Origin of the sequence: Streptomyces venezuelae (assembly GCF_008642275.1) — a bacterium.
GTDB lineage: Bacteria > Actinomycetota > Actinomycetes > Streptomycetales > Streptomycetaceae > Streptomyces > Streptomyces venezuelae_E.
The window spans coordinates 6394785-6418287 of sequence record NZ_CP029189.1; the positions used below are offsets into that span (position 1 = coordinate 6394785).

The 23503-nt window shown below is 72.6% G+C and carries 25 protein-coding genes; 20 read left to right on the forward strand and 5 right to left on the reverse strand.

Going from position 1 to position 23503, the window contains the following annotated elements; genetic code table 11:
- The first annotated feature begins 148 nt into the window (after positions 1–148).
- From DEJ51_RS28270 to DEJ51_RS34690, 4 genes are read left to right on the forward strand one after another with little or no spacing between them, the layout of a single operon-like run.
- Positions 149–649 (forward strand): ImmA/IrrE family metallo-endopeptidase, encoded by a 501-nt coding sequence (locus tag DEJ51_RS28270; protein WP_190620695.1) that lies wholly within the window; start codon positions 149–151, stop codon positions 647–649.
- Positions 639–1814: an MAB_1171c family putative transporter gene (locus DEJ51_RS28275; protein ID WP_150260404.1), complete on the forward strand. Its 1176-nt coding sequence runs from the start codon at positions 639–641 to the stop codon at positions 1812–1814. The genes DEJ51_RS28270 and DEJ51_RS28275 overlap by 11 nt, the downstream gene beginning before the upstream one ends.
- A 7-nt stretch (positions 1815–1821) precedes the next feature.
- Positions 1822–2601: an SDR family NAD(P)-dependent oxidoreductase gene (locus DEJ51_RS28280; protein WP_150260405.1), complete on the forward strand. Its 780-nt coding sequence runs from the start codon at positions 1822–1824 to the stop codon at positions 2599–2601.
- On the forward strand, positions 2598–3176 hold the full coding sequence (locus DEJ51_RS34690) for a hypothetical protein (RefSeq protein ID WP_190620697.1): 579 nt from the start codon (positions 2598–2600) through the stop codon (positions 3174–3176). Before DEJ51_RS28280 ends, DEJ51_RS34690 begins: the two co-directional genes overlap by 4 nt.
- On the opposite strand, the gene DEJ51_RS28290 is transcribed toward DEJ51_RS34690, so the two are convergent.
- Positions 3163–4800, reverse strand: coding sequence for an ABC-F family ATP-binding cassette domain-containing protein (locus tag DEJ51_RS28290; RefSeq protein WP_150260406.1), 1638 nt, complete (start codon positions 4798–4800; stop codon positions 3163–3165). The two genes, DEJ51_RS34690 and DEJ51_RS28290, sit on opposite strands and share 14 nt — an antisense overlap.
- A 100-nt stretch (positions 4801–4900) precedes the next feature.
- On the opposite strand from DEJ51_RS28290, the gene DEJ51_RS28295 reads away from it, so the two are divergent.
- On the forward strand, positions 4901–5872 hold the full coding sequence (locus tag DEJ51_RS28295; protein ID WP_150260407.1) for a GlxA family transcriptional regulator: 972 nt from the start codon (positions 4901–4903) through the stop codon (positions 5870–5872).
- A gap of 74 nt (positions 5873–5946) precedes the next feature.
- Entirely contained in the window at positions 5947–6576 is a 630-nt protein-coding gene (locus DEJ51_RS28300) for a DJ-1/PfpI family protein (protein ID WP_150260408.1), read from the forward strand.
- A 23-nt stretch (positions 6577–6599) separates the two neighbouring features.
- On the opposite strand, the gene DEJ51_RS28305 is transcribed toward DEJ51_RS28300, so the two are convergent.
- Positions 6600–7358, reverse strand: a complete 759-nt coding sequence (locus DEJ51_RS28305) for an enoyl-CoA hydratase/isomerase family protein (protein WP_150262199.1) — start codon at positions 7356–7358, stop codon at positions 6600–6602.
- An 87-nt stretch (positions 7359–7445) separates the two neighbouring features.
- Between DEJ51_RS28305 and DEJ51_RS28310 the strand changes: the two genes are divergently transcribed.
- Together DEJ51_RS28310 and DEJ51_RS28315 are read left to right on the forward strand one after the other, a co-directional pair.
- Positions 7446–8138: an HdeD family acid-resistance protein gene (locus DEJ51_RS28310; RefSeq protein WP_150260409.1), complete on the forward strand. Its 693-nt coding sequence runs from the start codon at positions 7446–7448 to the stop codon at positions 8136–8138.
- 142 nt (positions 8139–8280) lie between these two features.
- On the forward strand, positions 8281–8775 hold the full coding sequence (locus DEJ51_RS28315; protein WP_223836228.1) for an ATP-binding protein: 495 nt from the start codon (positions 8281–8283) through the stop codon (positions 8773–8775).
- 50 nt (positions 8776–8825) lie between these two features.
- Here the strand turns inward: DEJ51_RS28315 and idi are convergent, their stop codons facing one another.
- The 3 genes from idi to DEJ51_RS35255 form a co-directional block, all read right to left on the reverse strand.
- Positions 8826–9425 carry an isopentenyl-diphosphate Delta-isomerase gene (idi, locus tag DEJ51_RS28320; RefSeq protein WP_150260411.1) on the reverse strand — a complete coding sequence of 200 codons (600 nt, stop codon included), beginning with the start codon at positions 9423–9425 and terminating at the stop codon, positions 8826–8828.
- Positions 9426–9609: 184 nt separating this feature from the next.
- The gene (locus tag DEJ51_RS28325; protein WP_150260412.1) at positions 9610–10926 is read right to left on the reverse strand and encodes a bifunctional class I SAM-dependent methyltransferase/N-acetyltransferase; all 1317 of its coding nucleotides are present in this window, start codon (positions 10924–10926) and stop codon (positions 9610–9612) included.
- 410 nt (positions 10927–11336) lie between these two features.
- On the reverse strand, positions 11337–11474 hold the full coding sequence (locus DEJ51_RS35255) for a hypothetical protein (RefSeq protein ID WP_223835994.1): 138 nt from the start codon (positions 11472–11474) through the stop codon (positions 11337–11339).
- Here DEJ51_RS35255 and DEJ51_RS28330 point away from each other — a divergent pair.
- The 12 genes from DEJ51_RS28330 to DEJ51_RS28385 all read left to right on the forward strand — a co-directional run bounded on the left by DEJ51_RS28330 (position 11451) and on the right by DEJ51_RS28385 (position 23444).
- Entirely contained in the window at positions 11451–13094 is a 1644-nt protein-coding gene (locus DEJ51_RS28330) for a DUF5941 domain-containing protein (RefSeq protein WP_223835995.1), read from the forward strand. The two genes, DEJ51_RS35255 and DEJ51_RS28330, sit on opposite strands and share 24 nt — an antisense overlap.
- The gene (locus DEJ51_RS28335; RefSeq protein ID WP_150260414.1) at positions 13091–13843 is read left to right on the forward strand and encodes a sugar phosphate nucleotidyltransferase; all 753 of its coding nucleotides are present in this window, start codon (positions 13091–13093) and stop codon (positions 13841–13843) included. Before DEJ51_RS28330 ends, DEJ51_RS28335 begins: the two co-directional genes overlap by 4 nt.
- Positions 13831–14892 (forward strand): iron-containing alcohol dehydrogenase family protein, encoded by a 1062-nt coding sequence (locus tag DEJ51_RS28340; RefSeq protein ID WP_150260415.1) that lies wholly within the window; start codon positions 13831–13833, stop codon positions 14890–14892. Before DEJ51_RS28335 ends, DEJ51_RS28340 begins: the two co-directional genes overlap by 13 nt.
- Positions 14870–15649: a CDP-alcohol phosphatidyltransferase family protein gene (locus DEJ51_RS28345; protein ID WP_150260416.1), complete on the forward strand. Its 780-nt coding sequence runs from the start codon at positions 14870–14872 to the stop codon at positions 15647–15649. Before DEJ51_RS28340 ends, DEJ51_RS28345 begins: the two co-directional genes overlap by 23 nt.
- A 35-nt stretch (positions 15650–15684) precedes the next feature.
- Positions 15685–16530 carry a glycosyltransferase family 2 protein gene (locus tag DEJ51_RS28350; RefSeq protein ID WP_411757405.1) on the forward strand — a complete coding sequence of 282 codons (846 nt, stop codon included), beginning with the start codon at positions 15685–15687 and terminating at the stop codon, positions 16528–16530.
- Positions 16531–16624: 94 nt separating this feature from the next.
- Positions 16625–17554 (forward strand): ABC transporter permease, encoded by a 930-nt coding sequence (locus tag DEJ51_RS28355; RefSeq protein ID WP_150260418.1) that lies wholly within the window; start codon positions 16625–16627, stop codon positions 17552–17554.
- Positions 17547–18329: an ABC transporter ATP-binding protein gene (locus tag DEJ51_RS28360; protein ID WP_030010274.1), complete on the forward strand. Its 783-nt coding sequence runs from the start codon at positions 17547–17549 to the stop codon at positions 18327–18329. The genes DEJ51_RS28355 and DEJ51_RS28360 overlap by 8 nt, the downstream gene beginning before the upstream one ends.
- A gap of 409 nt (positions 18330–18738) precedes the next feature.
- A complete protein-coding gene (gene hpnC / locus DEJ51_RS28365) occupies positions 18739–19632 on the forward strand; it encodes a squalene synthase HpnC (protein ID WP_223835996.1) in 894 nt (297 codons plus the stop codon).
- Positions 19629–20591 (forward strand): presqualene diphosphate synthase HpnD, encoded by a 963-nt coding sequence (gene hpnD, locus DEJ51_RS28370; RefSeq protein WP_150260419.1) that lies wholly within the window; start codon positions 19629–19631, stop codon positions 20589–20591. The genes hpnC and hpnD overlap by 4 nt, the downstream gene beginning before the upstream one ends.
- Positions 20591–20905 carry a hypothetical protein gene (locus tag DEJ51_RS28375; RefSeq protein WP_150260420.1) on the forward strand — a complete coding sequence of 105 codons (315 nt, stop codon included), beginning with the start codon at positions 20591–20593 and terminating at the stop codon, positions 20903–20905. The genes hpnD and DEJ51_RS28375 overlap by 1 nt, the downstream gene beginning before the upstream one ends.
- Entirely contained in the window at positions 20902–22281 is a 1380-nt protein-coding gene (gene hpnE, locus DEJ51_RS28380; protein WP_150260421.1) for a hydroxysqualene dehydroxylase HpnE, read from the forward strand. Before DEJ51_RS28375 ends, hpnE begins: the two co-directional genes overlap by 4 nt.
- Positions 22278–23444, forward strand: coding sequence for a polyprenyl synthetase family protein (locus DEJ51_RS28385; RefSeq protein WP_190620702.1), 1167 nt, complete (start codon positions 22278–22280; stop codon positions 23442–23444). Before hpnE ends, DEJ51_RS28385 begins: the two co-directional genes overlap by 4 nt.
- The last annotated feature ends 59 nt before the right edge of the window (positions 23445–23503 follow it).

Below are 23503 nucleotides of genomic sequence, written 5' to 3' on the forward strand. Positions count from 1 at the left end.
AACGCCCGTTCGTCACTCGGCGGACGGGCTTCCGTCTTTTCCCCTCAGGACCGTATTCCCCGAGGCCGCCTCGAAGGCACAGGACGCCATGCCCATGCCCACACACGCCTATCACCGTTGCCCCGGAAAGGGTCCGAAGAGGGATCACATGCCCCACCGGCAACTCAGCATCCGCAAGAGGTGTGAGCAGATTCTCGGCCATCTGGATCTGACCCACCCCTTCTCCCTCGACGACCTGTGCCGACGGATAGCCGAGCGGCGCGGCCGCCCCATCCGGCTCCATCCGCTCCCCAAGGAGGCGGCGGAGTCCGGGGTCTGCGGGCTGTGGGTGGGCACGGCCAGCGTCGACTACGTCTTCTACGAGGCGCAGACCACCCCGCTGCACCGCGAGCACATCGTCCTCCACGAGCTGGGCCACATCCTCTTCGGCCACCACTCCCTGGAAGGGGAGGAGACCGACGGGACCGCCCCCGTCGTCCTCGGGCGCACCAACTACACCACCCGGCAGGAGCAGGAGGCGGAGATGCTCGCCAGCATGATCCGCATCCGCACCGCGAACGCCGGCCCCCGGTCCGTGAACGGCGCGGGCGGCACCCTCGCCCGGCTGGAGTCCGCCATGGGGTACGAGCGGGGCAACGATGGCAGCTGACCTGACCGACTTCGGCAACTGGCTCGCTGTCCCCAGCGTGGTGTGCCTGTGGCTCGCCGTCCTGCTCCGCGCCCCCGGAGCCCTGCGCTCCCCCCAGCAGCGCGGCCTGTGGCTGGCCGTCGCCACCGCCGCCGCCGCGATGACCCTCAACCTCCCCGAGGTCGTCTCGTACGCCCTGAGCAGGGGCCCGGGCTACGCCCACACCATCGGCCTCGTCCGCAACCTCATCGGGGTGCTGTCGGCCGGCGCCGTCCTCTACTTCGTCGCCGCCACCACCCGCGGCCGCCGCCTCCAGCTCACCGCCTGTGTCGCCACCGTGGCCTGGCTCGGCGCCCTCCTCGCCCTGGACGCGGCCGCGCCCGGCCACGGCACGCACGCCATGCCGCCGACCGGTGACCCGGTTCCCTCCCTCGCGTACTGGCTGGTCCTGATCTCCGCGCACGTGACCGCCAACATCGTCTGCGTGGCCCTCTGCTCGCGCTACAGCCGCCGCACCGAGAGCCGGGGACTGGCCGCCGGGCTGCGGCTGTTCGGCCTCGGCACCGCGCTCGCCGGACTGTTCTGGCTCGCGTACCTGCTCAAGGCCCTGACCGGCAGCACCTGGGCGATGCCCGCCCTCCCGCTGCTCATGAACGTGCACGGCCTGCTGCGCGCCGCAGCGATCCTCGTACCCACCCTCTTCACGCTCCGCCGCGCCTGCGCCGACATCGCCACGACCTGGCGGCTGTGGCCGCTGTGGCGCGACCTGGTCGAAGCGGTGCCGCACGTGGCCCTCAACAAGCCGCGCGCCTGGCGGGTGTCGGAGTTGCTGTGGCCGCCGGTCCCGCGGAACCTGCTCGTCTACCGCAAGGTCATCGAGACCCGCGACGCGATCCTGATCCTGGGCGAGTACGTGGCCCCCGGCGCCCTGGAAGAGGCCCGCGGCCAGGTCACCGGGGACGGGGTCCCCGAGCAGCGGGCCACCGCCGCCGCGCTGGCCCGCGTGCTGAAGGAGGCACGGCAGGCCAAGCTCGACGGAGTGCCCGGGCAGCCGGGCGAGGCGGCCGCGCTGGAACTGCCCGCCGCTATCCACACCTCGCAGGAGGGCGGTGACCTGGCGGACGAGGCCCGCTTCCTCGTCGACGTCGCCCAGGCGTACGCCGCGCCCGCCACCCCAGGGAAGTGACCCCGACGTGACCACCGTACTGATCACCGGCGCCAGTGCCGGACTGGGCGCGGCCTTCGCCCGGGGCTTCGCCGCCAAGGGCTGCGACCTGGTCCTCGTCGCCCGCGACAAGGACCGGCTCGACGCCGTCGCCGCCGAACTGGCCCGGGAATACGGCACCGCGTCCGAGGTGCTGCCCGCCGACCTGCTGGACCCGGCGGACTGCGCGGTCGTCGCCGAGCGGCTCGCCGCGACGGCCCGGCCCGTGGACGTCCTGGTCAACAACGCGGGCTTCGGGCTGCCCGCACCCTTCCCCTACAGCCCGGTCGAGGACGAGGAGCGGATGCTCGACCTGCTGGTCAAGGTCCCGCTCCGGCTCACCCACGCCGTGCTGCCGGGCCTGCGCGCCCGCCGCCGGGGCGCGGTCCTCAACGTCTCCTCGGTGGCGGGACTCCTGCCGACCGGCACCTACGGGGCCGCCAAGGCCTGGATCACCGCCTTCAGCGAGTCCCTCCGGGTGGACATGGCGCCGTACGGGGTCCGGGTGCTGGCCGTGGTCCCCGGCTTCACCCGCACCGAGTTCCAGGAGCGGGCCGGCATGGACGTCAGCGCGCTGCGCGACGCGGTCTGGCTGGAGCCGGAGGCCGTGGTCGCGCAGGCCCTGAAGGACCTCGCCCTGCGCCGCCCGGTCAGCATCACCGGCCACCGCTACCGCGCCTACGCCCTCGCCGTCCGGCACCTTCCGCGTACGTTCGTGGCCGCCAGGATGGCCCGCAAGCGCCGGGCCCCGGCGGACCCGACCGCATGAGCGCGACCGTGGAACGGGCCCGCGAGGCCCTGGCGTCGGGGCTGCCGCCCGTCGAGGTGTACGCCGCACTCGCGGTCGGTGCCGACTTCCAGGACACCGCCCTGGCGATGTGCGACGCGCTCGACATCCCGCGCGCCGACGTGGAGCAGCGGCTGCGCGGCGCCGAGGAACTGTGGGGCGACTTCGCCCCCGGGGACGAGGAGCTCCTCGGGGAACTCCTCGACCTCATCGGAGTGTTCGACGTCCACGTGGCGTTGGACGAGCCCGGTGAGCGGGTCCGCCGGCTCCTGGGCCGGTCCATGGGCGCACTGGGCGGCATCGCGAGCGGGGCGGCCTTCAGCATCGGCCGGAAGCTGGACACCGGCCGCCTGCCCGAGGCGTACACCGTCCTCGTCGGCCTGCCGGTCCGCGAGCGCGGGGACGCGGCCCGCTACCGGGCGGAGCTGATCGCGGCCGGCGAGCTGCTGGCCGCCTGGCTGCCGCCCGACGACCAGGAGGCCGCCGGGCGGGTGCGCGAGGCGCGCGAACGCTGCGCGCGGCGCGACGCCTCGGGCGGTCGCCCTACAGCTCGGTGACCTTGCCGTCCGCGACCTCCAGGCGGCGGGTCACGTGCACCGCGTCCAGCATCCGGCGGTCGTGCGTGACCAGCAGGAGGGTGCCCTCGTAGGCGTCGAGGGCCGACTCCAGCTGCTCGATCGCCGGAAGGTCGAGGTGGTTGGTCGGCTCGTCCAGGACCAGCAGGTTCACCCCGCGGCCCTGCAGCAGCGCCAGCGCGGCCCGGGTGCGCTCGCCCGGGGAGAGCGTGGCCGCCGGGCGCAGGACGTGGGCCGCCTTGAGGCCGAACTTGGCCAGCAGGGTGCGGACCTCGGCCGGCTCCGTCTCGGGGATCGCCGCGCAGAAGGCCTCCAGCAGCGGCTCGTCGCCGAGGAACAGGCCGCGGGCCTGGTCCACCTCGCCGACCAGGACGCCGGAGCCGAGGGTGGCGGCGCCGGAGTCCGGGGCCAGCCGGCCCAGCAGGACGGCGAGCAGGGTGGACTTGCCGGCGCCGTTGGCCCCGGTGATCGCCACCCGGTCCGCCCAGTCGATCTGCAGGCTCGCCGGCCCGAAGGAGAAGTCCCCGCGCCGGACCGAGGCCTCGCGCAGGGTGGCCACCACGGAGCCGGAGCGCGGGGCCGCCGCGATCTCCATGCGCAGCTCCCACTCCTTGCGGGGCTCCTCGACGACCTCCAGCCGCTCGATCGCCCGCGCCGTCTGGCGGGCCTTGGCGGCCTGCTTCTCGCTGGACTCGCCGCGCAGGTTCTTGCCGATCTTGTCGTTGTCGGAAGCCTTGCGGCGGGCGTTGCGCACGCCCTTGTCCATCCAGTTGCGCTGCATCTGGGCGCGGCCTTCGAGGGCCGACTTCTTGCCCGCGTACTCCTCGAACTCCTCGCGGGCGTGGTTGCGGGCCCGCTCGCGCTCCTCCAGGTAGGAGTCGTAGCCGCCGCCGTAGAGGTTGATCTGCTGCTGGGCGAGGTCGAGTTCGAGGACCTTGGTGACCGTGCGGGTCAGGAACTCGCGGTCGTGGCTGATCACCACCGTGCCGGCGCGCAGCCCCTTGACGAACCGCTCCAGCCGCTCCAGACCGTCCAGGTCCAGGTCGTTGGTGGGCTCGTCGAGCAGGAACACGTCGTAGCGGGAGAGCAGCAGCGAGGCGAGGCCCGCGCGGGCCGCCTGACCGCCGGAGAGGGCCGTCATGGGCAGGTCGAGACCGACGGCGAGGCCGAGCTCGTCGGCGACCTCCTGGGCCCGTTCGTCGAGGTCGGCGCCGCCGAGGTCCAGCCACGTGTCCAGCGCGGTCGCGTACGCGTCGTCCGCGCCCGGCGTCCCGTCCACCAGGCCCTGCGTCGCGGCGTCGAGCTCGGCCTGCGCGGCCGCCACGCCCGTACGGCGGGCCAGGAACTCCCGCACCGACTCCTCGGGCCGCCGCTCCGGCTCCTGCGGGAGGTGGCCGACGGCGGCGCCGGGCGGGGAGAGCCGCAGCTCCCCGGTCTCGGGGGTGTCCAGCCCGGCGAGCAGCCGCAGCAGGGTGGACTTCCCGGCGCCGTTCACGCCGACGAGGCCGATGACGTCGCCGGGGGCGACGACGAGGTCGAGATCGGCGAAGAGGGTGCGCTCACCGTGCGCGGCGGTGAGCTTCTTGGCGACGAGGGTTGCAGTCATGATGTGCCGATCCTATCCGCGCGCCGGCCCGGCCCGGCATGGCCGGATAGGTGGGAAGCACGTCATTGCGGCCATCGTGGCGGCGGAACACCATGAAGCCATGCCGTCAACGCCGCGCAACGTCCTCGTCCTCCTCTACGACGGGGTCCAGAGCCTGGACGTGACCGGGCCGGTGGAGGTGTTCGCCGCGCTCGCCCACTTCCCGGAACGGGCCGCGTACACGATCCGGACCGTCTCGCCCGAGGGCGCGCCCGTCCGCACCGGCAGCGGCCTGACGCTGGTCCCGGACGGGGACCTGGCGCGGGCCCGGCCCGGACCCGGGACCACGCTCCTGGTGCCCGGGGGACGGTTCACGGGGGACTTCGAGCCCAGGCTCACCGACTGGCTCCGTACCCACGGGGCCGGCGCGGAGAGACTGGTCTCGGTCTGTACGGGCGGGCTGCTGCTGGCCGAGGCGGGCCTCCTGGACGGGCGGCGGGCGACGACGCACTGGAACGCCTGCGAGGGGATGGCGCGGGACTACCCGGCCGTCGCCGTCGAACCGGACCCGATCTACGTACGGGACGGACCGGTGGCCACCTCGGCCGGGGTCACGGCGGGGATCGACCTCGCCCTGGCGCTGGTGGAGGAGGACCACGGGCAGGACGTCGCCCTGACCATCGCCCGGCACCTGGTGGTGTTCCTGCGCAGGCCCGGGAACCAGGCGCAGTTCAGCGCGCAGCTGGCCGCCCAGACGGCCCGCCGGGATCCGCTGCGGGACGTGCAGCAGTGGATCACCGAACACCCGGAGGAGGAGCTGGGCGTCGAGCACCTCGCCGCCCGGGCCAGGCTGTCGCCGCGGCACTTCGCACGGGCGTTCCAGGCGGAGACCGGGGTCACGCCCGGGCGGTACGTCGAACGGGTCCGGGTGGACCACGCGCGGCGACTGCTGGAGGAGAGCGGGGAAGGGATCGCACAGATCGCCCGGGCCTGCGGGTACGGGAACCCGGAGGCGCTGCGCCGGGCGTTCGTGCGCACCCTCGGCCAGCCGCCCGCCGAGTACCGCCGCCGGTTCGGGACGTCGCGCCCCTGACGGCCAGGCCGGCTTCGAGGAGCCGCCCCGAAGCGGGGCGGCGTCATGTTCAGACCAACGCATTCGGAGTAGCCATGCAGATCGCCGTACTTCTCTACGACCACTTCACCGCCCTCGACGCCGTCGGGCCCTTCGACACCCTCGGCCGGCTGTCCGACGCCGAGGTCCTCTTCGTCTCGGAGCGGCCGGGGCCCGTCCGGACCGACAACGGGTCGCTCGCACTCGTCGCCGACAAGAGGCTCGACGAGGTCACCCGGCCCGACATCGTCATCGTGCCCGGCGGTCCGCATCCCGAGCGGGAGATGGCCAACCCCGTCGTCATGGACTGGCTGCGCACGGTCGACGCCACGACCACCTGGACCACCTCGGTGTGCACCGGGTCCCTGCTGCTGGGCGCCGCCGGGCTGCTCGACGGCCGTCGGGCCACCAGCCACTGGCTCTACCTGGACCAGCTGCCGAAGCTCGGGGCCGAGCCCACCGGCGAGCGCGTGGTGTTCGACGGGAAGTACGTCACCGCCGCGGGCGTCTCCTCCGGGATCGACATGGGACTCACCCTGCTCGGCCGGATCGCCGGCGACGACTTCGCCCGGGCCGTGCAGCTGATGACCGAGTACGACCCCCAGCCGCCCTACGACGCCGGTTCGCCCGACAAGGCCCCGGCCGCCCTCGTCGAGATGATGCGGTCCAACAACATGCCCGGCTGAGGAGCGGGCCCGGGCCGGGGCCTTCAGGGGGCCCAGGTGAAGCGCGGAGTGCGGCGTTCCAGGAAGGCGGCGACGCCCTCCGCGGTGTCCTTGCTTCCGGCGGCCTGGTCCTCCCAGTAGGCGTCCCGGTCGGTGCGGCCGTCCGCGAACTCCTTGGCCGCCGCCTGCGTCAGCTGCGAGCGCGAGGCCAGGATCCGGGTGAACCCGGCCACCCGTTCGTCCAGCCGGCCGGCCGGGAGCAGCTCGTTCAGGAACCCGGCCCGCAGCGCCGTCTCCGCGTCGATGAGCTCCGCGGAGTAGAGGAGGTACTTGGCCCAGCCCGGGCCGACCAGGGACGTGAGCCTGCGGGTGGAGGACGCCGGATAGACGATGCCCAGCCTGGCCGGGGTCACGCCGAAGGAGGCCCCTTCCTCGGCGAAGCGCAGGTCGCAGGCGGCGGCCAGCTGGCTGCCGCCGCCCACGCAGAAACCGCGGATCGCGGCCAGGGTGGGCTTGGGGAAGGCGGCCAGGGCCTCCTCCGCCGTCACGGCCAGGGCCCGCGGGTCCTGGCCGCCGGCGTCCTCGGCGTCCCCGGTCAGAGAGGAGATGTCGGCGCCCGCGCAGAAGGTCGCCCCGGCTCCGGTCAGGACGAGGGCCCGTACCGCCCGGTCGGCGGCGAGGCCGCTCAGCAGCTCCGGCAGGGCCCGCCACATGGCGGTGGTCATGGCGTTGCGCCGCGCGGGGTGGGAGATGACGACGGTGGCCACCCCGTCGGCGACCGTGTGCCGGAGGGTTGCGTCCATGGCAGCGTCCATGCGCCGGATGCTATCCCGGGCGGTCGTACCTATGATCAAGGGAGTCCGTCGGGGGTGCGAGGAGGTGGCACGTCCATGGGCGCAGACCGCGCGGACCGTACCGGGGCGAAGCTCGGCGGCCCCGAACCACAGCGGGAGAAGAAGAAGCTCAGCCGCAGTTTCGCGCTGATGACGGGGCTCGGGGTGGTCCTCGTGCTGGCCGGGCTGGTCGGCCTCGTCTACACCGGCCTGGCCACGCTCACCTCGATGTTCCTCTTCGGATGGCTGCTGCTGATCGGCGGTGTGGTGGGCCTGCTGCTGGCCGTGCAGTCGCGCAGGAGCAACTACTTCTGGCTGGCCGTGGTCGTCGCCGCGATCAACCTCGCCGCGGGTTTCGTGATCCTGCGCCGCCCCGAGGCCAGTGCCGAGGCACTGACGATGTTCGCCGCCCTGCTCTTCCTCGTGGGCGGGGTGTTCCGGCTGGTCGGTGCTCTGGTGGTGCGGGGATCCCACTTCGGGCTGGCGATCGTGCAGGGCGCCTTCGGGGTCCTGCTGGGCTTCCTGATCCTCGCCGGCTGGCCGGGAAACAGTCTGTACGTGATCGGAGCGTTCTTCTCGCTCGCCCTGCTGTTCGACGGGCTGAGCCTGGTGGCCATGGGCATGGGATCCCGGCGCATCCTGGGCTTGGTCAGGGACGACGAGCCGTCGGCGGAGGCCGCCGCGGCGGGTGGGACGGCGGACCGGCCGGGCGAGGCGGCCGGGAAGCGTCCGGCAGAAGATCAGGAATAGTCGAACAACTGACGCTGTCATACGCCAGTGGTCAGAAAGTGTCCGATAGGCGCTGACTTATGGTCAGCAGTCCGGTCCGGACCAGCCTGTTCCCCACTCTTGTCGCGTGGAGACGATCGAGCGTGAAGACGGGGGACGGAACATGGACGTCAGCGGGAGCGTCCCGCCGGCCAAGGCGGGTGAGGCGGAGGCTCCGGCCGACCCCCTCGCCTACGAAGGGGTCTGGAGGTTCACCGCTCCGGCGGTTGAAGAATCCGTTCCGCAGGCCCGCCGCGCGGTCCGGGACCTGCTCGGGCGCCAGGGGGTGCCGGCCCATCAGGACCTCGTGTACTCCCTGCTCCTGATCGTCTCCGAGCTGGTGACGAACTCGGTCCGGCACGCCGCCCTGCTCTCGCCCGAGGTCGCGGTCGAGGTCGCGATCGGGCGGGAGTGGGTGCGGGTGGCCGTCGAGGACAACCATCCCTACCGCCCCAAGGCCCTCGAAGCCGACTTCGGCCAGACCGGTGGCCGCGGCCTGCTCCTGGTCCGTGAGGTCACCCGGGAGGCCGGCGGGGTGTGCGACGTCGAGCACACCTCGACCGGCGGCAAGGTGATCTGGGCGGCCCTGCCGCTCACCGCCCCGCCGGCCGTCGGCTGAGCGGCGGCCGGCGAAGCGGCGGACAGCGGCAGGTCGGGACGGCGTACGGGCTACCAGCCCGCCGCGTCGCCGGTCAGCTCGCGGATCGCGGGCCGCGCCGCGTCCAGCACGGTCATGAACCAGGCCGAGAACGGGACCTCGGCGTGCCGCTTCGCCAGCTCCCCGGCGGTGACGAAGGCGGTGTCCTCGACCTCCTCCGGATCCGGCCGCACGACGGCCTGCGCGAGTCCCACGAACAGGTGATTGAACTCCTGCTCCACGAGACCCGAAGCGGGGTCCGGGTGGTTGTAGCGCACCGTCCCCGCCTGCGCGAGCAGCGAGGGCGACAGACCCAGCTCCTCATGGGTCCGCCGGGCCGCGGCCGCGAACGGCGACTCCCCGGGATAGGGGTGACCGCAACAGGTGTTCGACCAGACGCCGGGGGAGTGGTACTTCCCGAGGGCCCGCTGCTGGAGCAGCAGACGGCCCTGCTCGTCGAAGAGGAACACCGAGAACGCCCGGTGCAACTGCCCGGGCGCCTGATGGGCGGAGAGCTTCTCCGCCGTGCCGATGGTGTTGCCGGCCTCGTCGACCAGTTCGAGCATGATCGGTTCTTGAGTACCGGTGCCGTTGGACGCGCTGTTCGCGGCGGTGGCTGGTGTGGTCGGCATACCCATCCTTCGCTTCGGACTTCGGCCTTCAGTCTGCCGTACAAAAGCGGCTTGTCCCCACTTCGGAGATCCACGCATGTCCGCCCCCCGTCGCGTGCTAGACGACGGGGGGGCGGACCCGGGCGGACCCGGGGCGTACGTGGGGCGGACGACCTCGTGCGTCAACCACGAGATCGCGGGCGCGTCAGACCCCGAAGGGATCCGGATACCGGATCGTGCCCGACGGCACCGGCCGGGAGTCGTCCAGGACGAGCGCCATCAGGGCCTCGTCGGGGACCTCGAAGGGGGCCCGGATCCCGAAGTGCGACGCCGGGACGAAACCGAAGCGCGGATAGTACGACGGGTGCCCCAGGACGAGGACCAGTGACTCCCCGCGCTCCCGCGCCGCATCGAGCACGGCCCGTACGACCGAGCTGCCCGCGCCCGAGCGCTGCAGCGCGGGATCGGCCGCCACCGGGGCGAGCGCGAGCGCCGGGGCGCCGCCGACCTGGCACCGGGTCAGCAGGGCATGCGCCGCCACCGACCCGTCCGGGGCCTGCGCCACGAACGACAGCCCGGGCAGCCAGGAGCCGTCGGCGCGCAGCGCGTCCACGAGGTCGGCCTCCAGCGGAGTCCCGAAGGCGGCCAGATTGATCTCCCGTACGGCGGCCGCGTCGGCCGCGGACTCCGGCCGGGCGGGCCAGGCGTCGCCGCCGCCGGCGGTCACCGGGCGCAGGACGTAGCCCGTGTACCCGTACTCGTGACCGTGACGGGCCCGTACGTCGAGCTCCTCGCGCGTCGCGGCCAGGGCCCCGGCCATCGCCGGTCCGCCGCCGGCCCCGGACAGGGCACGGACCCGCTCGGCGAGCGGGCCGTAGTACTCCGCCCAGTCGGAGTCGGGCAGCTTGTGCACGCCGAGCACCTGGTACCCGGCGGCCTGGGCGGCCGCGAGGTTCCCGGCGGTGGTGCGCAGCGCGTAGTGCGGATCCCAGAAGGCGCGGGCGCCCGAGGACGGCCCGGGGACCGACCACTCGCACTCGGTCAGGACGAGGGTGCCGCCCGGGGCGAGCAGCCGCCGCCACCGCGCGAGCGCGGCGTCGAAGCCGAGGACGTAGGCGGAGCCCTCCGCCCAGACGAGGTCGAAGGAACCGTCCTCGAAGTCCGCCTGCGGCAGTGCGCCCATGTCGGCCTCGACGGTGGTCACCCGGTCGGCGAGACCGCGGGCCGCGGCGGACCTGCGGAGCTCGTCGAGGAAGGGGGCGTGCAGGTCGACGGCGGTCACCTCGGCGCCCCCGCCCGCCTCCGCCGCGAGCAGCAGCGCGCTGCGGCCCGGGCCGCAGCCCAGGTCGAGGACGCGCGGCCGCTCGGGCAGCGGTCCGCACAGGGACAACAGGTGGCGGGTGCTCGCGTCGGAGCCCGGAGCCTGCCGGGGCAGGCCGTGGTGCAGGGTGAAGAAGGCGTGCGTGAAGTCGTCGACGCCGCGGGGACCGGAGGTGTCGTCGGAATTGTTGCTGTCGGTCAACGTGAACCCTTGGAACGGGGGCTCCGGCCGACGAGGCCCAACTGTGTGATCAGGCCCGGCCGGAAACCCGGAAGGAACGGGGGATGGACCGGAGTTCGCAGCGCACGGCCGCGACCACTGCGACGGTCATCAACCCACCTCATTCCACTCGGCACGTTCAGGGGCGCGTCCACCGTAACATCCGGGCCGTTTGTGGTACCGCGCCGTGATCGTCAATGATGATCGGAACCCGGCCCGGGGCCCGGATATTCGGCTTATCAGGGCGTAAACGGGTGGTGAACCCCTGCTTCCATTCATCCGATAGCCTCTGCCGACGTGCCGCCGCCCCCTGAGGGCGCGCGTTCGGAATCCGTTACAAGGAGTGAGTTCGTCTGCCGACCGTCATCCTCACCGGCCTGCCGGTCCCCGGATCACCGCTCGCGGACGAGCTGCGCTCCCTCGGCTTCGACGTCCGCCCGGCCGCCGGTCCCCAGGACGCCGCCGCCGCGCTCGCGGACGTACCCGCCGACCAGCGGGTGGCCGTCGTGGACAGTGCCTTCGTCGGGCACGTACACGCGCTGCGCCTCGCCCTGACCGACCCGCGCTTCGACGCCTGCGCCGTCACCGGCGCCCTCGCCGTCCAGGCCGGGGCCCGCGGGGCCCTCGACAAGGCGGCCGCCGAGGCCGCCGGCGCGGGCACCGGCGGGGCGCTCCCGTACCCGGACCGGCTCGCCGCCGCCGTCGAGGCCGCCGGGACCGCCGTCCAGCGCCCCGAACTCGGCACGCTCGTCGCCGCGGTCCCGGCCGGACCGGCGGAGCGCGACGCGGCGACCGCCGCCGTCGCCGCCGTCGACGACGAGGCCGTACGCCTGCGGACCGCCGTGAAGTCCCGCGACGGCTTCTTCACCACCTTCTGCATCAGCCCGTACTCGCGCTACATCGCCCGCTGGTGCGCGCGCCGCGGCCTGACCCCGAACCAGGTCACCACCGCCTCGCTGATCACCGCGCTCGTCGCGGCCGGCTGCGCCGCCACGGGCGAGCGCTGGGGCTACGTGGCGGCCGGCGTGCTGCTCCTCGTCTCCTTCGTGCTGGACTGCACCGACGGGCAGCTCGCCCGCTACTCGCTCCAGTACTCGACGATGGGCGCCTGGCTCGACGCCACCTTCGACCGTGCGAAGGAGTACTCCTTCTACGCGGGCCTCGCGCTCGGCGCGGCCCGGGGCGGCGACGACGTCTGGGCCCTGGCCGTCGGGTCCATGATCCTCATGACCTGCCGGCACGTCGTGGACTTCTCGTTCAACGAGGCCAACCACGACGCCACCGCGAACACGAGCCCCACGGCGGCCCTCTCCGGCCGGCTCGACAGCGTCGGCTGGACCGTGTGGGTCCGCCGGATGATCATTCTGCCGATCGGTGAGCGCTGGGCGATGATCGCGGTCCTGACCGCCTTCACCACCCCCCGCATCGTCTTCTACGCCCTGCTGGTCGGCTGCGCCTTCGGCGCGCTGTACACCACCGCCGGGCGCGTCCTGCGCTCCCTGACGCGCAAGGCCACCCGCACCGACCGGGCGGCCCGGGCGCTGGCCGACCTCACCGACTCGGGCCCGCTCGCCGAGCTCCAGGCCCGGCTGCTGCGCGGCCGCGCCGGATCCTTCGGTTCCGTGTACGTGGCGGCCCTCGGCACGCTGCTGATGATCGCGGGCGCCGTGTTCCTGCCCTTCGGCGACCCCCGGCTGACCGCAGTCGCGGTGATCTATGTCATGGCGGCCGGGCTCGCCGTCGCCGCGCCCCTCAAGGGCGCCCTGGACTGGCTGATCCCGCCGCTGTTCCGGGCCGCCGAGTACACCACCGTGCTGGTCCTCGCCATGAAGGCGGACGTCCCCGGGGCCCTCCCGGCGGCATTCGGCCTGATCGCGGCGGTCGCCTACCATCACTACGACACGGTGTACCGCATCCGCGGCGGCACCGGCGCGCCCCCGCACTGGCTGGTGCGGACGATCGGCGGCCACGAAGGCCGGGTCCTGCTGATCACGGCCCTGGCGGCCGTCCTCGTATCGCGCGAAGCGGACTTCCCCGTCGCGCTCACGGTCATGGCCGTGTTCGTGGCACTCGTGGTGCTCGTGGAGAGCATCCGGTTCTGGGTCTCCTCCGGAGCACCCGCCGTACATGACGAAGGAGAACCAGCATGATCGGCCTTGTACTCGCTGCCGGTGCCGGACGCCGTCTGCGTCCCTACACCGACACCCTGCCCAAGGCGCTCGTGCCGGTCGGCCCCGAGGGCGACGAGGAGAGCCTGACGGTCCTCGACCTCACCCTGGGCAACTTCGCCGAGGTCGGTCTGACCGAGGTCGCCATCGTCGTCGGCTACCGCAAGGAGGCCGTGTACGCCCGTCGTGAGGCCCTTGAGGCCAAGTACGGCGTCAAGATCACGCTGATCGACAACGACAAGGCCGAGGAGTGGAACAACGCCTACTCCCTGTGGTGCGCGCGTGAGGTCCTGAAGCAGGGTGTGATCCTCGCCAACGGCGACACCGTCCACCCGGTCTCGGTCGAGCGCACCCTGCTCGCCGCCCGCGGCAACGGTCAGAAGATCATCCTCGCCCTCGACACGGTCAAGAACCTGGCCGACGAGGAGATGAAGGTCGTCACCGCCGAAGGGAAGGGCGTCCAGAAGATCACCAAGCTGATGGACCCCGCCGACGCCACCGGCGAGTACATCGGTGTCACCCTCATCGAGCCCGAGGCCGCCGAGCAGCTGGCCGAGGCCCTGAAGACCACCTTCGAGCGCGACCCCGACCTCTACTACGAGGACGGCTACCAGCAGCTCGTGGGCGACGGCTTCACCATCGACGTGGCCCCCATCGGCGACGTCAAGTGGGTCGAGATCGACAACCACGACGACCTCGCCAAGGGCCGGACGATCGCATGCCAGTACTGACGAGGCTCATCCCCTCGCCCGTCGTCGTCGACGTCAGTCGCGGGGCGATGGACGACCTGGCCGGCCTCCTGGCCGACCAGCGGATCTCCGCCTCCGGCAAGCTCGCCATCGCGATCAGCGGCGGCTCCGGCGTGGCGCTGCGCGCCAAGCTGGAGCCGGTGCTGCCGCACGCCGACTGGTACCCGGTCGTCGACGGCACCATCGACTCCGCGGTCAAGCTGGCCGACGACATAAAGGGCCGCCGCTACGACGCCGTCGTGGGCCTGGGCGGCGGCAAGATCATCGACGTGGCCAAGTACGCCGCGGCGCGGGTCGGGCTGCCCATGGTGGCCGTCGCCACCAACCTCTCGCACGACGGCATCTGCTCGCCGGTGTCCATCCTGGACAACGACAACGGCCGCGGTTCCTACGGTGTGCCCACGCCGATCGCCATGGTGATCGACCTCGACGTGATCAAGGAAGCGCCGGTCCGGTTCATCCGCGCCGGCATCGGCGACGCGATCTCCAACATCTCGGCGATCGCCGACTGGGAGCTCTCGCACAAGATCACCGGCGAGCCCGTGGACGGCCTGGCCGCCGCCATGGCCCGTACCGCCGGCGAGTCCGTGCTGCGCCACCCCGGCGGATGCGGTGACGACGAGTTCCTCACCGTGCTCTCCGAGGCACTGGTGCTCTCCGGGATCGCCATGTCGATCAGCGGGGACTCCCGCCCGTCGTCCGGCGCCTGCCACGAGATCAGCCACGCCTTCGACCTGCTCCACCCCGGGCGCTCCGCGCTCCACGGCGAGCAGGTCGGCATCGGCGCCGCCTTCGCGATGCACCTGCGCGGGGCCACCGAGCAGTCCGGCCTCTTCGTCGAGGTGCTGCGCCGGCACGGCCTGCCGGCCGGGCCCGAGGAGATCGGCTTCAGCGTCGACGAGTTCGTCGCGGCCGTCGAGTACGCCCCCCAGACCCGCCCGGGACGCTTCACGATCCTGGAGCACCTCAACCTGTCCGCCGCCGAGATCAGGGACGCTTACGCCGACTATGTCAAGACCATCCGTAGCTGAACTGCGGCCCGTCGTCCACCCCGCGGGCGTCAAGGACCGGGTCAGCGGCGAGCACTGGGGCGGGCGCCTCTACATGCGCGAGATCTCCCTGCGCATCACCCGCTTCCTGGTCACCACCAAGGTCACGCCGAACCAGCTGACCTACCTGATGACCCTCGCCGGCGTGCTCGCCCTCCCGGCCCTGCTGGTGCCGGGCATCCCCGGCGCCGTCCTCGGCGTGGTCGCCGTCCAGATGTACCTGCTGCTCGACTGCGTCGACGGCGAGGTCGCCCGCTGGAAGAAGCAGTTCTCGCTCTCCGGCGTGTACCTGGACCGGGTCGGCGCCTACCTGTGCGACGCCGCGGTCCTGGTCGGCTTCGGCCTGCGTGCCGCCGACCTGTGGGGCCCCGGCGGCGCCGACTGGCTGTGGGCCTTCCTGGGCACCCTGGCCGCGCTGGGCGCCATCCTGATCAAGGCCGAGACCGACCTCGTCGGTGTCGCCCGCCACCAGGCCGGCAAGCCCGTGGTCAAGGACGCGGCCGCCGAGCCGCGCGCGAAGGGCATGGCGCTCGCCCGCCGGGCCGCCGCCGCGCTCAAGTTCCACCGCCTGATCCTCGGTATCGAGGCCTCGCTGCTCATCCTGGTGCTGGCCGTCGTGGACCAGATCCAGGGCGACCTGTACTGGTCGCGGGTCGGGGTCGCCGTGCTGGCCGCCATCGCGATGCTCCAGACCGTGCTGCACCTGGTGTCCATCCTCGCCTCCAGCAGGCTCAAGTGAGCGCCCCGCCGCGGCTGGGCGCCGTGATCATCACCATGGGCAACCGGCCCGACGAGCTCAAGGCGCTCCTCGACTCGGTGGCCCGCCAGGACGGCGCCCCGATCGACGTGGTCGTCGTGGGCCAGGGCGTGCAGGTCACCGGCCTGCCCGAGGGGGTCCGCAGCATCGACCTCCCCGAGAACCTGGGCATCCCGGGCGGGCGCAACGTCGGCATCGAGGCCTTCGGCCCCGGCGGCAGCGACGTCGACGTACTGCTCTTCCTGGACGACGACGGTCTGCTGGAGCGCACCGACACCGCCGAACTGTGCCGGCAGGCCTTCACCGAGGATCCCGCACTCGGGATCATCAGCTTCCGGATCGCCGATCCGGAGACGGGTGTGACCCAGCGCCGGCACGTGCCGCGGCTGCGCGCCTCCGACCCGATGCGCTCCTCCCGCGTGACCACCTTCCTGGGTGGCGCCAACGCCGTCCGCACGAAGGTGTTCCAGCAGGTCGGAGCGCTGCCGGGGGAGTTCTTCTACGCGCACGAGGAAACCGACCTGGCCTGGCGGGCGCTCGACGCAGGGTGGCTGATCGACTACCGGTCGGACATGGTGCTGCTGCACCCGACGACCGCCCCCTCCCGGCACGCGGTCTACCACCGTATGGTGGCTCGTAACCGGGTGTGGCTCGCCCGCCGCAACCTGCCCGCCCCGCTGGTCCCGGTCTACCTGGGCGTCTGGCTCCTGCTGACGCTCGTACGCAGGCCGTCGGCACCGGCGCTCAAGGCCTGGTTCGGTGGTTTTCGGGAGGGATGGACCACTCCCTGCGGACCCCGCCGCCCGATGAGATGGGGAACGGTCTGGCGGTTGACCCGGCTGGGCCGACCTCCTGTCATCTGACCAGCCCGCGTCTGGGAACATGACGCGATCACGGGCCTCGCGCCACCAGCCTGATGCCCACCTGGCCGCATCTTGAAGACGAAAGTTTCAACTTGTGAGTGACACAACCCACGACGGCGCCCTCGCCACGAGCAGGCCGCTGTCCGACGACGCGGGGCTGAGCCCCGCGGAGCTCGCCAGGAAGTACGGCCTCTCGGTCAGCGGCGCCCGGCCTGGGCTGGGTGAGTACGTACGGCAGCTCTGGGGCCGGCGCCACTTCATCATGGCCTTCTCCAGGGCCAAGCTGGTCGCGCAGTACAGCCAGGCGAAGCTCGGCCAGGTCTGGCAGGTGGCCACCCCGCTGCTGAACGCGGCCGTCTACTGGCTGATCTTCGGCCTGATCCTCGGCGCGGGCCGGGAGATGCCCAAGGGCGTCTACGTCCCCTTCCTGATGATGGGCATCTTCGTCTTCACCTTCACCCAGAGCTCGCTGATGGCGGGCGTCCGGGCGATCTCGGGCAACCTCGGACTGGTCCGGGCGCTGCACTTCCCGCGCGCATCCCTGCCGGTGTCCTTCTCGCTGCAGCAGCTCCAGCAGCTGCTGTACTCGATGATCGTCGTCTTCGTGATCGCCGTCGCCTTCGGCAACTACCCGCGGCTTTCCTGGCTGCTGGTCGTCCCGACCCTGGCGTTGCAGTTCGTCTTCAACACCGGCCTCGCCATGATCTTCGCGCGGGCGGGCTCCAAGACCCCCGACCTGGCGCAGCTGATGCCGTTCGTGATGCGTACCTGGATGTACGCCTCCGGCGTCATGTTCCCGATCGGGGTCTACCTCAAGGACCAGCCGCAGTGGATCAGTGACCTGCTGCTGTGGAACCCGATCGCGATCTACATGGACCTCATCCGGTTCGCGCTGATCGACGACTACGGCAGCAGCAACCTGCCTCCGCACGTGTGGGCCTTCGCGGTGGGCTGGGCCGTGGTGATCGGCATCGGCGGCTTCGTGTACTTCTGGAAGTCTGAGGAGCGTTACGGCCGTGGCTGACAACACCCAGGGGCGCGTCCCCACCGTGATCGCGGACGGCGTCCACATCGTCTACCGGGTCAACACCGGCAGTTCCGGCAAGGGCGCGGCCACCGCCGCACTCAGCAAGATCGTGCGCCGGAAGAAGGGCGACGCCCCGGGCGTGCGTCGCGTCCACGCCGTGCGCGGTGTCTCCTTCACCGCGTACCGCGGCGAGGCCATCGGGCTCATCGGTTCCAACGGCTCCGGCAAGTCGACCCTGCTGCGTGCCATCGCCGGCCTGCTGCCCTGCGAGGAGGGCAAGGTCTACACCGACGGCCAGCCCTCGCTGCTGGGTGTCAACGCGGCCCTGATGAACGACCTCACCGGCGAGCGGAACGTCGTTCTCGGCGGTCTCGCGATGGGTATGAGCCGCGAGCAGATCAAGCAGCGATACCAGAGCATCGTCGACTTCTCGGGCATCAACGAGAAGGGCGACTTCATCTCCCTGCCGATGCGTACCTATTCCTCCGGCATGGCGGCGCGTCTGCGCTTCTCCATCGCGGCGGCCAAGGACCACGACGTTCTGATGATCGACGAGGCACTGGCCACCGGTGACCGCAGCTTCCAGGTGCGTTCCGAGGACCGGATCCGCGAACTGCGGCAGAAGGCCGGCACGGTCTTCCTGGTGAGCCACAACAACAAGTCCATCCGTGACACCTGTGACCGGGTGCTGTGGCTGGAGAAGGGCGAGCTCCTGATGGACGGGCCCACCGAAGAGGTCGTCTCGGCATACGAGAAGGCCACCAACGGCTGACCTCCGGGTCGCGCGGCGCCCTCTTACGGCGCTATTCCGCTTCACCCGAAGGCCCCCGCCGCTCAGCGCGGCGGGGGCCTCAATCGTGTTCTCGTATTTCGCGGCGACATTCGGTGGCGGAGCGAATACCCGAGCGGGCCCGGCGAGGTTCTACAGCGTAAGCTGAGGCGGTCCTCAATCGCGGCAAGAGGGGACGATTCCCCGCAGGTGAAGGGCCTTGGGGCAGCCCGGGCAATCCCCCGGCGGCGTGTCCGAAATAGGATGTAATGGGTCGGCAGTGTAGAACGGGAGATGTGACGGCAATGGCTACGGGAATTCTCCGGCCCCCAGGCACGACGGCCGTCCCCGCCCCGGGCGGCGGGCGGTGAACCCGGGGCACGGCATCCGGCCCCCGGCCGACCCGGTCCACGTGAGCGCCACCCTCGACAAGGCGGCGGCGGAGAACTTCCCCGTCGCGCCCGTCTTCCTGCCCCGCGCCTGGCGCGACGGGCTGACGGCCGTCTACGGCTACGCCCGCCTCGTCGACGACATCGGCGACGGCGACCTCGCCCCCGGCGGGCACGACGCGGTACTCCTCGGTCTCGACCCCGCCGCGGTCGACGACCGGCTCGCCATGCTCGACGCCCTCGAAGCCGACCTGCACCGTGTCTTCAACCGCTCCGCCGCCACGGACGGCTCCCCGCGGCACCCGCTGCTGCAGGCCCTGCAGCCCGTCGTCCGCGCCCACGGCCTGACCCCCGAGCCGTTCCTCGGGCTGATCGAGGCCAACCGCCAGGACCAGCGGGTCACGCGCTACGAGACGTACGCCGACCTGGCCGGCTACTGCGAGCTGTCCGCGAACCCGGTCGGCCGCCTCGTGCTCTCCCTCACCGGCACCAGCACCCCCGAACGGATCCGCCGTTCCGACGCCGTCTGCACCGCCCTGCAGATCGTCGAACACATCCAGGACGTCGCCGAGGACCTCGGCCGCGACCGGATCTACCTGCCCGCCGAGGACATGCGCCGCTTCCACGTGACCGAGCCGGACCTCAAGGCCCCGTCGGCCGGCGCGGCCGTACGCTCCCTGGTCGCCTTCGAGACCGAGCGCGCCCGCGCACTGCTGGACGAGGGCACCCCGCTCGTCGGCAGCGTGCACGGCAGGCTCCGGCTGCTGCTCGCGGGCTTCGTCGGAGGGGGGCGAGCGGCCCTGCGGGCCGTCACCGCGGCCGGTTTCGACGTACTCCCCGGCCCGCCGAAGCCCACCAAGAGCGGCCTGCTCCGCGAGGTGGCCGCCGTCCTGCGCACAGCGCCGAGAAAGGGGTGAGCCCGACCGTGGAGGGCCCCACGCACGTGTCCGCACCGGTCCAGGCCGCCTACAGCTACTGCGAGGCCGTCACCGGTTCCCAGGCACGCAACTTCGCCTACGGCATCCGGCTGCTGCCGAACGACAAGCGGCAGGCGATGTCCGCGCTCTACGCCTTCTCGCGGCGGGTCGACGACATCGGCGACGGCACGCTGGCGCCCGAGGCCAAGTTCGTCCGGCTGGAGGAGACCCGAGCCCTGCTCGCCAGGATCCGCGCCGGGGAGGTGGACGAGGACGACACCGACCCGGTCGCCGTCGCCCTCACGCACGCCGCGCGCCGCTTCCCGATCCCGCTCGGAGGCCTCGACGAGCTCATCGACGGGGTCCTGATGGACGTCCGCGGCGAGACCTACGAGACCTGGGACGACCTCAGGACCTACTGCCGCTGCGTGGCCGGGGCCATCGGGCGGCTCTCGCTCGGCGTCTTCGGCACGGTGAACGGCTCGGGCCTCGCGGCGGACGACGCCGCGCGCGCCGGGGACTACGCCGACACCCTCGGCCTCGCCCTGCAACTCACCAACATCCTCCGGGACGTCCGCGAGGACGCCGGCAACGGGCGCACCTACCTGCCCGCCGAGGACCTCGCCAAGTTCGGCTGCTCGGAAGGCTTCCACAGCGACCGGATGCCCGCCGGCGCCGACTTCGCCGGACTCGTCCACCACGAAGTCCGGCGTGCCCGCGCGCTGTTCGCCGAGGGCTACCGGCTGCTGCCGATGCTCGACCGGCGCAGCGGTGCCTGCGTGGCCGCCATGGCCGGCATCTACCGCCGCCTGCTGGACCGCATCGAACGCGAGCCGGAGGCGGTGCTGCGGGGCCGGGTGTCGCTGCCACCGCACGAGAAGGCGTACGTCGCCGTGCGCGGCCTGTCCGGTCTCGACGCGCGGACCGTCTCCCGCCAGTACACCCGGAGGCGATCCTGATGGCCGCGATCACCCGGTTCCCGCAGGCGCCGGCCGCCGTGGCCGCGGAACGCACGGAGGTGTCCGTCACCCCGCGCGGCGCGACCACCGGCGCGCTCTGCGCCCCGGGCGCACCACCGGCGCGCGCCGCCATGCCGCGCACGCCGGGCGGTGCCGGCCGGTACGGCCACCGGGCAACCGCCCCGGCGGCAGCCGCGTCTTCTGGGGCGGAATCCGGCCGGGCCGGCCGGGCCGCCGCACGCCGGCCGGCCCCGCCCGCACCGGCCCGGACCGCCGGCCCGGAGGGCCACCGCATCACGGGGGAGGACGCATGACCGGCTTCGAACAGCACGCCGTCGTCGTGGGCGGCGGACTCGCCGGAGTCACCACCGCCCTCGAACTCGCCGACGCCGGGCTGCGCGTGACCCTGCTGGAGGGCCGCCCCCGGCTCGGCGGGCTGGCGTTCTCCTTCAAGCGCGGCGACCTTGAGGTCGACAACGGCCAGCACGTCTACCTGCGCTGCTGCACCGCCTACCGGTGGTTCCTCGACCGCGTCGACGGCGCCGCCCTCGCACCCCTGCAGGACCGGCTCGACGTACCCGTCCTGGACGTCGCCCGCCCCGGCGGACCGCGCCTGGGCCGGCTGCGCCGCAGCGCCCTGCCCGTGCCGCTGCACCTGGCCGGATCGCTCGCCCGCTACCGGCACCTCTCCCTCGCCGAACGACTGGGCGTCGGCCGCGCCGCCCTCGCCCTGCGCCGGCTGGACCCCGCCGACCCGGCCCTGGACGGCCTCGACTTCGCGACCTGGCTCGGCCGCTACGGGCAGTCCCCGCGCACGATCGAGGCCCTGTGGGACCTGGTCGGCATCGCCACCCTGAACGCCACCGCCGAGCAGTCCTCGCTGGGTCTGGCCGCCATGGTCTTCAAGACCGGCCTGCTCTCCGAGAACGGCGCCGCCGACATCGGCTGGGCCCGCGTACCGCTGGGCGAACTCCACGACACCCTCGCCCGCAAGGCGCTCGACGCGGCCGGAGTCCGGACCGAACTGCGCTCCCGCGTGACGGACATCTCCCGTATGCCCGAGGGGGCCTGGCGGATCGACACTGAGGAGGAGTCCCTGGAGGCGGGCACCGTCGTCCTCGCCGTCCCGCAGCGCGAGGCGCACGGACTGCTGCCCGCCGGAGCCCTCCCCGACCCCGACAAGCTCCTGGACATCGGCACCGCGCCCATCCTCAACGTCCACGTGGTCTACGACCGCAAGGTGCTCAAGCAGCCCTTCTTCGCCGCCCTCGGCTCCCCGGTCCAGTGGGTCTTCGACCGCACCGAATCCTCCGGGCTCCCCGACGGCGGCCAGTACCTGGCCCTGTCCCAGTCCGTCGCCCAGGACGACATCGACGAGCCCGTCTCGGTCCTGCGCGCCAAGTACCTGCCGGAGCTGGAGCGGCTGCTGCCCGCCGCGCGCGGCGCCAAGGTACGGGACTTCTTCGTCACCCGGGAGCGCACGGCCACCTTCGCGCCCACCCCCGGCGTCGGCCGGCTGCGCCCCGGGGCGCGCACCGACACGCCGGGGCTCTACCTCGCCGGTGCGTGGACTGCCACGGGCTGGCCCGCGACCATGGAGAGCGCCGTCCGGAGCGGACTGAGCGCGGCGCACGCCGCACTCGCCGCGCTCGGCCGCCACCGCGAACACCCTCTGCAGGAGGCGGCATGACGAGCACCATCAGCAGCACCAGCACCACGAGCACAGCACGTACAGGAACAAGAGGAGAGCCAGTGAACCCGGGCAACCCGGCTGTCGAGAACACGGATGCCACTGTGGGCACAGCCGGAGGGGGCGTGGAGAAGGCGGACACGATCGCGCTCCTGGAACGCGGCCGTACGCTCTCGACCCCCGCGCTCCGCGCCGCCGTCGACCGGCTCGCGGCGCCCATGGACACCGTCGCCGCCTACCACTTCGGCTGGATCGACGCCCAGGGCAACGTGGCGGACGGCGACGGCGGCAAGGCCGTGCGTCCCGCGCTCGCGCTGCTCTCCGCCGAGGCCGCGGGCGCCGCGGCCGAGGTCGGCATCCCCGGAGCCGTCGCGGTCGAGCTCGTGCACAACTTCTCGCTGCTGCACGACGACCTGATGGACGGCGACGAGCAGCGCCGCCACCGCGACACGGTGTGGAAGGTGCACGGACCGGCCCTCGCGATCCTGGTCGGCGACGCCCTGTTCGCCCTCGCCAACGAGGTGCTGCTGGAGCTCGGCACCGTGGAGGCGGGCCGTGCGACCCGCCGGCTGACCACCGCCAGCCGCAAGCTCATCGACGGTCAGGCGCAGGACATCTCCTACGAGCACCGCGAACGCGTCAGCGTCGAGGAGTGCCTGGAGATGGAGGGCAACAAGACCGGCGCGCTCCTCGCCTGCGCGGTCTCCATCGGCGCGGTGCTCGGCGGCGCGGACGACCGTACCGCCGACAAGCTGGAGGAGTACGGCTACCACCTGGGCCTCGCCTTCCAGGCCGTCGACGACCTGCTCGGCATCTGGGGCGACCCGGAGGCGACCGGCAAGCAGACCTGGAGCGACCTGCGCCAGCGCAAGAAGTCCCTGCCGGTGGTCGCCGCCCTCGCGGCCGGCGGCGAGGCTTCCGAGGAACTCGCGCGGCTCCTCGCCGAGGACGCCAAGAGCAGCGACTTCGAGAACTTCTCCGAGGCCGAGTTCGCTCACCGCGCCGCGCTCATCGAGGCGGCCGGCGGCCGCGGATGGACCGCCGACGAGGCGCGCCGCCAGCACGCCGTCGCGATCCGTGCCCTGGACGACGTCGACATGCCGCAGCGCGTGCGCGACCAGCTCGTGGCCCTCGCGGACTTCGTCGTCGTGCGCAAGAGGTGATCGCCACCCGACAGCGGATATGAATCGCGAGTCGCCGGCCGGCGCCGCCACCTGAGCGT

Excerpts from the sequence above, each read along its gene's own strand:
- DEJ51_RS28290 (WP_150260406.1), bottom strand. The coding sequence starts at position 4,800 with ATGACTGCAACCCTCGTCGCCAAGAAGCTCACCGCCGCGCACGGTGAG.
- DEJ51_RS28315 (WP_223836228.1), top strand. The coding sequence starts at position 8,281 with ATGGACGTCAGCGGGAGCGTCCCGCCGGCCAAGGCGGGTGAGGCGGAG.
- DEJ51_RS28295 (WP_150260407.1), top strand. The coding sequence starts at position 4,901 with ATGCCGTCAACGCCGCGCAACGTCCTCGTCCTCCTCTACGACGGGGTC.
- DEJ51_RS28305 (WP_150262199.1), bottom strand. The coding sequence starts at position 7,358 with ATGGACGCAACCCTCCGGCACACGGTCGCCGACGGGGTGGCCACCGTC.
- DEJ51_RS28275 (WP_150260404.1), top strand. The coding sequence starts at position 639 with ATGGCAGCTGACCTGACCGACTTCGGCAACTGGCTCGCTGTCCCCAGC.
- DEJ51_RS28270 (WP_190620695.1), top strand. The coding sequence starts at position 149 with ATGCCCCACCGGCAACTCAGCATCCGCAAGAGGTGTGAGCAGATTCTC.
- idi (WP_150260411.1), bottom strand. The coding sequence starts at position 9,425 with ATGCCGACCACACCAGCCACCGCCGCGAACAGCGCGTCCAACGGCACC.
- DEJ51_RS28340 (WP_150260415.1), top strand. The coding sequence starts at position 13,831 with ATGCCAGTACTGACGAGGCTCATCCCCTCGCCCGTCGTCGTCGACGTC.
- hpnE (WP_150260421.1), top strand. The coding sequence starts at position 20,902 with ATGACCGGCTTCGAACAGCACGCCGTCGTCGTGGGCGGCGGACTCGCC.
- DEJ51_RS28375 (WP_150260420.1), top strand. The coding sequence starts at position 20,591 with ATGGCCGCGATCACCCGGTTCCCGCAGGCGCCGGCCGCCGTGGCCGCG.
- DEJ51_RS28310 (WP_150260409.1), top strand. The coding sequence starts at position 7,446 with ATGGGCGCAGACCGCGCGGACCGTACCGGGGCGAAGCTCGGCGGCCCC.
- DEJ51_RS28345 (WP_150260416.1), top strand. The coding sequence starts at position 14,870 with ATGTCAAGACCATCCGTAGCTGAACTGCGGCCCGTCGTCCACCCCGCG.
- DEJ51_RS28300 (WP_150260408.1), top strand. The coding sequence starts at position 5,947 with ATGCAGATCGCCGTACTTCTCTACGACCACTTCACCGCCCTCGACGCC.
- DEJ51_RS28335 (WP_150260414.1), top strand. The coding sequence starts at position 13,091 with ATGATCGGCCTTGTACTCGCTGCCGGTGCCGGACGCCGTCTGCGTCCC.
- DEJ51_RS28350 (WP_411757405.1), top strand. The coding sequence starts at position 15,685 with ATGGGCAACCGGCCCGACGAGCTCAAGGCGCTCCTCGACTCGGTGGCC.
- DEJ51_RS28385 (WP_190620702.1), top strand. The coding sequence starts at position 22,278 with ATGACGAGCACCATCAGCAGCACCAGCACCACGAGCACAGCACGTACA.
- DEJ51_RS34690 (WP_190620697.1), top strand. The coding sequence starts at position 2,598 with ATGAGCGCGACCGTGGAACGGGCCCGCGAGGCCCTGGCGTCGGGGCTG.